This window comes from Flavihumibacter sp. CACIAM 22H1 (assembly GCF_001601815.1).
Classification (GTDB): Bacteria; Bacteroidota; Bacteroidia; order Chitinophagales; family Chitinophagaceae; genus Flavihumibacter.
In genome coordinates this window covers 58352-68603 of record NZ_LUKG01000002.1, presented here as the reverse complement: position 1 = coordinate 68603, position 10252 = coordinate 58352, and the positions used below count along the sequence as shown (strand labels likewise).

Sequence of the window (10252 nt, the reverse complement as noted above, 5' to 3'; positions counted from 1 at the left end):
GTTCCTTTACCATGGACTCACTCATTACCACAACAAATGCTGCGCCATCGCTGGTTTGTGAAGAATTTCCCGCCGTAACTACCCCACCCGCCGCAAAGGCCGGTTTCAATTTGGCCAGTGCTTCCAGGCTCGTATCGGCTCTAGGCCCCTCATCGGTATCAACGATATATTCTTTTTTCTGCTTTTTGCCCCGGGCATCGAGGTAAACCTGTTCCACTTTCATCGGTAATATCCCCGACTTGAAATACCCATTTGAAATAGCCTGAATGGCTTTCTGATGGCTGCGGTAAGAAAACTCGTCCTGTGCATCGCGACTGATTCCATATTCCTTTGCAACCGCTTCCGCTGTTAAGCCCATACTGAGGTAATAGTCGGGATGTTCAGTGGCTACACTATAAGCCGGAACCGTTTTCCAGCCAGCCGTTGGAACCATACTCATGCTTTCCGTGCCACCCGCTAAAATACATTCGGCCTGTCCGCTTCGGATTTTTGCAGTGGCTATAGCAATGGTTTCCAGGCCGCTTGCACAATACCGGTTCACCGTCATACCCGGCACATCAATTCCCAGGGCCCGAACAGAAATCATTCTGCCCACCTGTAGCCCCTGCTCGGCTTCCGGAACCGCATTCCCCACAATCAGGTCGTCTACCCGGGTAGGGTCTAGTTGGGGAATGGTGGCCATCAGCCCTTTAATCAGGTCTACAGCCAGGTCATCGGGCCGGTAAAACCGGAACCCGCCTCTTTTGGATTTGGCTACCGCAGTACGAAATCCCGCTACTATATAAGCATCTTGCATGGCAAAAGTTTTACAGAAAAATGGTTGCATAGACAACCTTCTATCTCAAATTTAATGGAATCCCGGTACATGAAAAAGATTTTTTTGCCATCCCCCACCAATGGTTTTTTTTTGAAGTATGTATTCATTTTTACGACGCATTCTTTTTTGGTTACCCGCAGAAACAGCCCATTATTTTTCCATGAACTGCTTGCAGTTGGTAAGCAGCATTCCTTTTATACGGAACTGGATTGCCCGGAAATTTACCGACGCCAATGCTCGCCCGGTACAGGCGTTTGGCCTACCTTTCCGAAATGCGGTTGGATTAGCCGCTGGTTTTGATAAAAATGCCCGCTACCTGCGCGAACTTGAATTATTGGGGTTTGGTTTTGTGGAAATTGGCACTGTAACCCCCCAACCCCAGGATGGCAATGAAAAACCCCGCTTGTTTCGCCTGCCGAAAGACAAAGCCCTTATTAACCGGATGGGATTCAATAACGATGGTGTAAAAGTGGTAGCGGAACGCCTCAAAAACTGGCGACTTTTACAAGAGGAACGAACGTCGAAAACACCCCGCCTCATCATTGGTGGAAATATTGGAAAAAACAAAGTAACGCCCAATGAAGAAGCCTGGAAGGATTATGAAATCTGCTTCCGGGAATTGTTTAATGTGGTGGACTATTTTGTGGTAAATGTTAGTTCACCCAATACCCCGGGGTTGCGTGCGTTACAGGAGAAAGACGCCTTGCATAAGATTTTATCACACCTGCAAACCATTAATCAGCAACAACCCCATCCCAAACCGATTTTTCTAAAAATTGCACCCGATCTCAACCTCGAGCAGGTAAATGATGTAGTGGAACTGGCAAGAGAAATCAGCCTAGACGGCCTGGTGGTCAGCAATACAACTATTTCAAGAGAGCAATTGGTAACCAGTCAGCCGGAACTGGATGCCATTGGTGCAGGAGGGCTAAGCGGGGCACCCCTACGGAGGCGGGCAACCGAATTAGTAGATTATATCTGGAAACGATCCAACGGAGAAATTCCGGTGATTGCCAGTGGTGGCATATTTTCCGGCGCAGACGCCCGGGAAAAACTGGAGGCTGGTGCCTGCCTGGTTCAGGTTTGGACTGGTTTTATCTATGTTGGTCCAACTATTGCAAAAGACATTTGTAAATCTTTATAAGCCCCCAAAAAACCGTTAGTTGCATTATGGAACATTTATTTACCTCTGAAAGTATTATCAGTTTTATAATATTGGTGATACTGGAAGTTGTATTGGGTATTGACAATGTGATCTTTGTTAGTATTATCATGAATCGCCTGCCCAACGAGAAAGACCAGAAAAAAGCAAGGCGATACTGGATGATCATAGGTATTATTATGCGCAGTTTACTACTGTTTGCATTGAGCTGGTTACTTGCGCAAAAAGGAAAAAATCTCTTTCATATCGGCTCCAAGGGCTTTGACCTGGCAAGCCTGGTTATGTTATTAGGTGGATTGTTTCTTATTTATAAATCGGTCAAGGAAATTCATCACAAACTGGAAGGCGACGATCCTAATGAATCTGCGGAAAAGAAGGCCGGGCTGGGTTTTGCCCAGGCAATTTCCCAGATAGTGGTATTGGATGCTGTTTTTTCGTTTGACAGTATCCTTACTGCAGGAGGTACCGCTAAACATGTTGAAATAATGATTGCTGCGGTAATTATTGCCATGTTTGTAATGTTCCGGTTCAGTCCAAACATATCCGCTTTCATTCACAAACACCCTACTTTAAAAATGCTGGCGCTGTCTTTCCTGGTAATGATCGGTTTGAGTTTGGTTATTGAAGGCTGGGATAGTGAAGCAGCCCACCAGTTGCATCTAAAGAATTATATCTACTTCGGAATGGCCTTCTCTGTTGGCGTTGAAATGCTGAATATGGCCATGCGCAGGAAAACAAAAGCCGCCCCTGTTACCCTGCGTGAGCCAACTTTGCCCAGTAAACCGGCGGGGGGAGAACATACGCCCACTCCGTACAATGATATGGCCAAATAATACTCAGGAAACGCAAAGCAGGGTTGCTCCTACCAAACCAGCCGTTTCTGTACGAAGGCGCGTATCACCCAGGGTTACCGGCTCAAACCCGGCCTCCATGGCCAGCTGAATTTCCTGGGGGGTAAAATCGCCTTCCGGACCTATCAGCAATAATTGGTTACTGCCCGCGCCTGCCTGATCTCGAAGAGATACGCGGCCAGTATCAAGGCAATGGGCGATCCATTTTTGGGAATAGCTGTCTTCTTTTATCAGGTCCGCAAAACGTACCGGGTGGGATAGTTCGGGTAACCATACCTGTTGACTCTGCAAGAGCGCACTGATGAGAATCTGTTGCATGCGCTCGTGCCGGAATTGTTGCTTTTCGGTGCGTTGTGTCAGTAGGGGAATAATAGCTGATACGCCTATTTCGGTTGCTTTTTCCAGGAACCATTCAAAGCGGGCATTGTTCTTTACCGGTGAAATGGCAATGGTGCAGTGCTTGGGTCGCCTGGGCTGTTCCTCGCGCTTTAACAGGTCAACCACCGCTTTTTTCTTATGCGCTTCGCTGATACGGCATTGAAGGAGATGGCCTTTTCCATCGGTCAGCAATAATTCTTCGCCGGGCTGCATTCGCAGCACAGCTACCATATGCCTGGAATTGGCTTCGTCTAGCTGAATGCGGTCTTCGCCCTGGTACTGGTTCAGAAAAAAAAAGGGAAGCGCCATTAGAACGGTGTTTCATCATCTTCAAAAGGCACATCATTCATGCGACTGCCGATCTGGCGATAGCCGCTTTGATCCGGGCCGGCTGCAGGACCAGCGGGGCCAAGGGGTTTCCAGGCTCCCGGCATCGGTGCAGAGGGCGGTCCGTCTCCTCCTTCCACGCCTTCGTCTACAAATTTTTGAATATGCAGCATGGCGCGGAGTTTAATGGTTTCGAGCGAACCGTTCCGGTGCTTGGCAATACGTACATGGGTTTCACCTTTTACACTTTCGCCGTGTTCGTTGGCATTTACGTCATAGTACTCCGGCCGGTAAATAAACATTACCATATCCGCATCCTGTTCGATGGCACCAGACTCCCGGAGATCGCTTAATTGTGGCATTTTATTCCCCTCTTTCCTGGTTTCCACGGCCCGGCTCAACTGAGAAAGCGCAATAATGGGCACTTCCAGTTCTTTAGCCAATTGCTTAAGGGATCGGGATATCTGGGAAATTTCCTGTTCCCGGTTGGTATTTCCGCCGGCACCGCTCATCAACTGCAGGTAGTCGATAATGATGAGTCCCAGGTCGTGTTTATTCTTTAACCGGCGGCATTTTGCGCGCAACTCAAAAATATTGAGGGCCGCTGTATCATCTATAAAAATTTTTGCCTCCGACAAACGCTGAATGCCTTTGGCATAAAGCTGTTTCATTTCATATTCTTCGAGTTTGCCCCGGCTGATTTTTTCCAGCCAAATCTCCGATTCGGCGGAAAGAATACGCTGTACCAATTGTCCGGCACTCATCTCCAGGCTAAACACCGCCACAGCAGTAGGGCGGGTTGGATTCAACGCCGCATTCCGGGCCAGGTTGAGGGCAAACGCTGTTTTACCAACCGCAGGACGGGCGGCCAGGATAATAAGGTCGGTTTTTTGCCAGCCATAAGTTACTTTATCAATACTCGGAAAGCCGGAGGGCACCCCGGAAATATCTTCCGTCTGGTTCCGGAGGTCTTCAATACGTTGAACTGTTTGAACCAATACCGAATCAATAGCGCTGTAATCCTTGCGGAGGTGGTTATTGGTGATTTCAAACAATTTGCTTTCGGCTGCATCGAGCAGGTCAAAAACATCGGTAGAATCTTCGTACGCATCTGAAATCACTTCTCCACTGATCCGGATCAGCTCCCGTTGAATAAATTTTTGGAGAATAATCCTTGAGTGGGCATCAATATTCGCTGAGGAAACAACCGTGTTGGTCAGTTTGGTTACGTAATAGGCCCCTCCTACCATTTCCAGTTCCTCCCGCTTTCTGAGTTCCTCCACCACGGTAAGGATATCAATCGGCTGACTTTTTTGGGAAAGCGATTGCATGGCTTTGAAAATCCGCTGGTGCGAATCCACATAAAAACATTCGGGCTTAAGGATTTCAATGACCGTATCAAACGCACTTTTCTCAAGCATTATAGCACCCAAAACAGCCTCTTCCAGGTCCTTTGCCTGCGGTGGAACCTTGCCATAAACCATGGTACTAAGGTCCAACGTACCTTTCCGCCTGTTTTTACGGTCCTTATTTATATTAGTAAGATCCATCTGAACTATTCAACGTTACCAGAACATTAAGAAATTATGAATCGGGTGTTATCACCCCTCATCAGGACGGCGAATATAGACCCCCACCCATCTTCGAAAAAATTTTTTAAACCGTTTAGTTTTGCTAAAGAAATGCAGAGGCTTATCCACAGTAAACAGACGGTTATCCACTTGTTTTGGTGGGCTTTCCACAAATTAAAAAAGTTTTCCTTCATTGGCACAGGTTTATGCACAGCAACTGTGAACAAAGATTTAAGGCATAATCGTTGGCCAGATACCAGGATTACCAGAATGGCGTTTGAGGGCATTTGAAGCGTTTGAGGTACCCCATTTTTCGGTCCAAAACAACGTGGAGCAAGGTTTTCAGCTTTTAGCCAGTTGGCCGCAAACACCTCAAATACAAACTGGCATACTGTTTCACGGGTTTGAAAATATCCGTAAAAACACCTTTTTTATGCAAACACCCTGTTTCACTACAGTTTCACGCCATTTACCGAAGGCGGTTTTATTCTAAATAACCCGGCACTATATTTTAAATAGGATAACCGGAAAGGGAAGCCTCTACAATCTGCTATATTTGCACTCTTAATTGATACTACTTACATGACGATTTCTTATAATTGGCTGAGTGATTATTTACCCGTTTCGGTTGACCCTGAACGGTTGTCGAAAATTCTGACTTCAATTGGACTGGAAGTGGAAAGCATGGAATCCTATGCTTCTGTAAAAGGCGGACTTAAAGGATTGGTGGTAGGTAAAGTACTTTCCTGTGAACGCCACCCCAATGCAGATAAATTAACCCTTACCAAGGTAGACATTGGAGCAGAAGCGCCCCTATCTATTGTTTGCGGAGCGCCGAATGTAACACCCGGACAAACCGTTGTTGTAGCACCGGTAGGTACCACCATCTACCCCTATTCTGGCGATCCGATTACCATGAAACTTGCCAAAATCAGGGGAGAAGAAAGCCAGGGAATGATTTGTGCAGAAGATGAGATCGGATTGGGCCCCAACCACGGAGGCATCCTGGTATTGCCCGATACCCTCAAAGCAGGTATCCCTTTACAGCAGCATTTTCCCGTTTATACAGATACCATCTATGAAATTGGCCTCACCCCCAATAGAATGGATGCAATGAGCCATATAGGGGTAGCCAGGGATGTGGCGGCCTATCTGACCCACCACGATAAAAAAGAACTGCGGATCAAAACCACGTCTGTAAACGGGTTTAAAGTCCAGGAACAATCGTTAACAATTGAGGTAACTGTTAAAGATCCCATTGCCTGCCAGCGGTATTCCAGTGTAAGTATTTCAGGCATTAAAGTGGCTGAATCGCCCCAATGGCTTAAAGATCGGTTACTGGCAATCGGCCTCCGCCCTATTAATAATATAGTGGATATCACCAATTATGTAATGCACGAAACCGGCCAGCCCCTGCATGCTTTTGATGCGGATGCTATAAAAGGAGGCAAAATAATCGTTCAAAAATTGCCCGAAGGCAGCCCTTTTGTTACCCTGGATGAAAAGGAACGCAGGCTTCATGCCGACGATTTGATGATTTGTGATGCAGAAGGCGGTCTTTGTATAGCCGGCGTATATGGTGGAATCGGTAGCGGGGTAACCCCTGCAACCACCCGGTTGTTTTTGGAATCGGCCTGGTTTAACCCAGGCATGATCCGGAAAACTTCTTTTCGCCATGGGCTCCGTACAGATGCAGCCAGCAGGTTTGAAAAAGGGGTGGATATTTCTCAGACGGTAAACGTATTAAAGAGAGCTGCCCTGCTGATAAAAGAGATTGCCGGCGGCGTTATTGCTTCTGATATTACAGATATATATCCGAACCCGGAAGAAAAAAAACAGGTAGCCCTCAAGTACCACTACCTGAAAAAATTAAGTGGAAAGAACTATCACCCGGATACCGTAAAGAAAATCCTGGAAGCTCTCGGGTTTGAAATCCTGAAAGATGGCATTGACGAACTTCGGGTATGCGTGCCGCATAGTAAACCGGATATTTCCATACCAGCAGATATAGTAGAGGAAATTATCCGAATAGACGGGCTCGATAATATTGAAATACCACAAGCCATTACCATTACCCCTTCGGTAGAAAATGATTTGGATGGCAGGCTACGCGAGAAAGTGGCTCAATACCTGGCCGGGGCCGGGTTCCGGGAAATCCTTACCAACTCTATTACCAACAGTGCCTACTACACCGAGCAGCAATTACGCGGAACCGTGAAAATGCTGAATAACCTGAGTGCTGAACTGAATATATTAAGGCCGGCCATGCTGGAAACAGCCCTTGAGGTAATTTCTTACAATCATAACAGAAAGAATGACCAGTTACGGTTGTTTGAATTTGGTAAAACCTATGCTACCACCGGGCAGGGAGAATACCAGGAAGATATTCATTGTTGTATCTACCTGAGCGGTATATATACCGAAGCCTCCTGGAGACAGGCAGCCCAACCGGCTGATCTTTATCTTTTAAAAGGGGTACTTGCTAGGCTGGCCAGTTCCTTAGGCTTACCTGCATTAAAACTGGAAGAAACCAGTTTACCCGGTTTATTACCGGGCTTTCAATTAATTGCCGGTAAAGAAAAGCTAGGTAGCATAGGGCAGGTAGCAAAGGCCAAAATGGCCCAGTTCGACATTAAACAGCCTGTGTATGTGGCAGATCTGAACTGGAATATGCTGGTTAAACTGGCCACAAAAAACAATTTGAGCTTCCGGGAACTTCCCCGTCAGATTGCCGTGGAAAGAGATCTTGCAATGATCGTGAACAGAACCGTTGCCTACAGTGCTATTGAGTCGGCCATTAAAAAAGCCGGCATCCAGAAACTATCAGGCACCCGGCTGTTTGACCTCTTTGAAAGTGATAAATTAGGCGCCGATAAAAAATCAGTGGCTATTAATTTTTCCTTTCTGGATGAGGAAAAAACCATGACGGATAAGGAAATTGACGCCCTGATGCAAAAGCTGATACAAACCCTGGAAAAAGAGATTGAGGCAGAAATCCGCACGTCCTGATGGAATCCATTATTCAACATATTACCAGGATCCAGGATAAACTGGCAGAGCTGCAGAAGCAACACCTTCAATTAAAAAAAGAGCAGGAAAGATTGCAGCAAACCCTGCAGTTATTCCAGGAAAAAGACAAACTGCAGCAGTCTCGCATTGAGGAGTTGGAGAGGCAACTGGAAGTGGTTCGGGCAACCCGCCCTTCAACAATGAATGAAGCAGATCGCCAGGCGCTTGAAAAACGGATCAATCAGTACCTGCGTGAAATTGAGCAATGCATTGCTCTTTTAAATGAATAGGCCATGGCAGAACAACTTATTCCGGCTAATATCGTAATAGGCGACCGCACCTACCGGATCAAAATCAGGGTGCAGGACGAAGAAGCAGTACGCGCCACCGTGAAGCTGATCAATGATAAAATCATAGAATTCAAAACCCAGTTTTCGGCTAAGGACATGCAGGATTATATTGCCATGGTGCTGGTTTGGTATGCAACAGAACAGAGTGCTGCCACCCGAACAGACCTGGATACGCAGTCCGTTCAGGAAAAACTGGATCAGCTCGAAACCTATCTCGACCGTATGAGGGAGAACTTTTCCGTTTAAGGGAATAGCTCCTGTAACTTCAGTAACAGGGCGTTGCCATACAAATTTTTTGCAATAATGCGGCCTTCCCGATCCAGTAACAGGTTCTGCGGAATGGCTGTGATGCCGTATTGAAGGGCCGCCGCATTCTTCCAGTATTGAAGATCAGAAACCTGGTGCCAGGTCAATTTATCCTGCCGGATAGCCTGTAACCAGCCGGTACGTGCACCGGCCTGATCAAGTGAAACCCCCAGAATATCAAACCCTTTGTCTTTATAGGTATTAAAGGCGGCTACCAGCAGGGGATTTTCTTTCCTGCAGGGCATACACCAGGAAGCCCAGAAATCAATTAGCAGGTATTTCCCCCGCAAAGAGGACAGTTTTAATGGATTTCCAAGGGTATCGGGCTGGGTAAAATCCGGTGCTACCTGGCCAATAGCCGTGCTTTTGGCAATATCAATGGCTGCTTTCAGCTCTCTGGCAGAGGGGTAATTTCTTAAGGCAGGGTCTAATTTGTTAAATAAGGGTTCCAGCTGTGCAGCATCGGTAGGAAACCCGGCCGATTGCCGCAATGCATACAGTGCAACAGGTGATTTCGGATGATCGGCAACAAATTTCCGGTATACATTTTCCCGGTGTTCTTCCGATACTTTTTCAATTTCAAGGTCCAGTTGCCGGGTTTTTATGGAATCTTTGCTTTTACGCGCCAATCGATAGGCTTCGTATAAAGTATCTATCCGGTACCGGTAAGAAGCCCCCGCCTTGTCCAGCGCTTCATAATCCAATTGAGCCAGTGAGCCATAAACTATAATATTGGAAAATGTTTCGGTATGGAGCAGCCGAACAGTACCCGGCTCCAGGAATAAGCCCATATTCTGAGGAACCAGTGTGGAACCACCCGATAAACCGGCCACGGACAAACTGGCCAGGGTAGGCTCCGATAACCGGCCGCTAAAAAAATAATTACCGTTGCTGACGTCGGCGCTATCTTTTATCCATTGGTTTCCCCGCTGATACTGCAGGTACAGTTTAGCGGGTTTATGGTTCATCCGGGAAAAACTTCCCTGCAGGCTAAATGCCTGATCCTGAGCAGTTGCCGCCCCGGACAGGCCGGCCAGAACCAGGATCATTATTTTTTTAACCATATTGGATTCTTTATGCCAAATTACGGCCTGGCAGTAAAAGCTGCAACCTTTTATGCTACGAATTCGTATTTTCGCAAATTAGCGTCTTACTCAACCAGTTATGAGCTATTTTAGGGCCTTATGTACGATTGAAAAAAGATTAAAACAACCATTCAATGAACGAAACCTTAATGATATTGATTGTTGCCATAGTTGCGCTGATTATTGGCATCGTGGCAGGAAAGTTTATTTTTAAAGCGAATACTCAACAAAAAATCGACGAAGCAGAAAACCAGGCACAGAAACTTATTAAAGATGCCCAGCTGCAGGCAGAAACGCTTAAGAAAGAGAAAATTCTCGAAGCCAAGGAAAAATTTGTTCAGCTAAAAGCCGATCACGACAAAGAAGTACTGGAACGCAACAGGAAACTGAGTGATG

General features: G+C 46.6%; 10 protein-coding genes. 6 read left to right on the top strand and 4 right to left on the bottom strand.

Annotated elements, in window-relative coordinates:
• Nucleotides 1–796: acetyl-CoA C-acyltransferase (locus A1D16_RS00980; protein WP_290706844.1), on the bottom strand; the 796-nt coding region annotated here is incomplete at its 3' end.
• Nucleotides 797–914: 118 nt separating this feature from the next.
• On the opposite strand from A1D16_RS00980, the gene A1D16_RS00975 reads away from it, so the two are divergent.
• Nucleotides 915–1961, top strand: coding sequence for a quinone-dependent dihydroorotate dehydrogenase (locus A1D16_RS00975; RefSeq protein WP_290706842.1), 1047 nt, complete (start codon nucleotides 915–917; stop codon nucleotides 1959–1961).
• 26 nt (nucleotides 1962–1987) lie between these two features.
• Nucleotides 1988–2812 (top strand): TerC family protein, encoded by an 825-nt coding sequence (locus tag A1D16_RS00970; RefSeq protein WP_290706840.1) that lies wholly within the window; start codon nucleotides 1988–1990, stop codon nucleotides 2810–2812.
• Nucleotides 2813–2815: 3 nt separating this feature from the next.
• Here the strand turns inward: A1D16_RS00970 and A1D16_RS00965 are convergent, their stop codons facing one another.
• The gene (locus A1D16_RS00965) at nucleotides 2816–3517 is read right to left on the bottom strand and encodes an RsmE family RNA methyltransferase (RefSeq protein ID WP_290706838.1); all 702 of its coding nucleotides are present in this window, start codon (nucleotides 3515–3517) and stop codon (nucleotides 2816–2818) included.
• Nucleotides 3517–5085, bottom strand: coding sequence for a replicative DNA helicase (gene dnaB / locus A1D16_RS00960; protein ID WP_290706836.1), 1569 nt, complete (start codon nucleotides 5083–5085; stop codon nucleotides 3517–3519). Before dnaB ends, A1D16_RS00965 begins: the two co-directional genes overlap by 1 nt.
• Nucleotides 5086–5688: 603 nt before the next feature.
• Here dnaB and pheT point away from each other — a divergent pair.
• The 3 genes from pheT to A1D16_RS00945 are packed head-to-tail and all read left to right on the top strand — an operon-like array spanning nucleotide 5689 to nucleotide 8711.
• A complete protein-coding gene (pheT, locus tag A1D16_RS00955) occupies nucleotides 5689–8115 on the top strand; it encodes a phenylalanine--tRNA ligase subunit beta (RefSeq protein ID WP_290706834.1) in 2427 nt (808 codons plus the stop codon).
• Entirely contained in the window at nucleotides 8115–8405 is a 291-nt protein-coding gene (locus A1D16_RS00950) for a hypothetical protein (RefSeq protein WP_290706832.1), read from the top strand. The genes pheT and A1D16_RS00950 overlap by 1 nt, the downstream gene beginning before the upstream one ends.
• 3 nt (nucleotides 8406–8408) lie before the next feature.
• Nucleotides 8409–8711: a cell division protein ZapA gene (locus tag A1D16_RS00945; protein ID WP_290706830.1), complete on the top strand. Its 303-nt coding sequence runs from the start codon at nucleotides 8409–8411 to the stop codon at nucleotides 8709–8711.
• On the opposite strand, the gene A1D16_RS00940 is transcribed toward A1D16_RS00945, so the two are convergent.
• Nucleotides 8708–9835, bottom strand: coding sequence for a TlpA disulfide reductase family protein (locus A1D16_RS00940; RefSeq protein ID WP_290706828.1), 1128 nt, complete (start codon nucleotides 9833–9835; stop codon nucleotides 8708–8710). The two genes, A1D16_RS00945 and A1D16_RS00940, sit on opposite strands and share 4 nt — an antisense overlap.
• A 155-nt stretch (nucleotides 9836–9990) precedes the next feature.
• Here A1D16_RS00940 and A1D16_RS00935 point away from each other — a divergent pair.
• Nucleotides 9991–10252 (top strand): Rnase Y domain-containing protein (locus A1D16_RS00935; RefSeq protein ID WP_290706826.1); only part of this gene is annotated, 262 nt, incomplete at its 3' end.

Excerpts from the sequence above, each read along its gene's own strand:
- A1D16_RS00975 (WP_290706842.1), top strand. The coding sequence starts at position 915 with ATGTATTCATTTTTACGACGCATTCTTTTTTGGTTACCCGCAGAAACA.
- A1D16_RS00970 (WP_290706840.1), top strand. The coding sequence starts at position 1,988 with ATGGAACATTTATTTACCTCTGAAAGTATTATCAGTTTTATAATATTG.
- A1D16_RS00965 (WP_290706838.1), bottom strand. The coding sequence starts at position 3,517 with ATGGCGCTTCCCTTTTTTTTTCTGAACCAGTACCAGGGCGAAGACCGC.
- dnaB (WP_290706836.1), bottom strand. The coding sequence starts at position 5,085 with ATGGATCTTACTAATATAAATAAGGACCGTAAAAACAGGCGGAAAGGT.
- pheT (WP_290706834.1), top strand. The coding sequence starts at position 5,689 with ATGACGATTTCTTATAATTGGCTGAGTGATTATTTACCCGTTTCGGTT.
- A1D16_RS00950 (WP_290706832.1), top strand. The coding sequence starts at position 8,115 with ATGGAATCCATTATTCAACATATTACCAGGATCCAGGATAAACTGGCA.
- A1D16_RS00945 (WP_290706830.1), top strand. The coding sequence starts at position 8,409 with ATGGCAGAACAACTTATTCCGGCTAATATCGTAATAGGCGACCGCACC.
- A1D16_RS00940 (WP_290706828.1), bottom strand. The coding sequence starts at position 9,835 with ATGGTTAAAAAAATAATGATCCTGGTTCTGGCCGGCCTGTCCGGGGCG.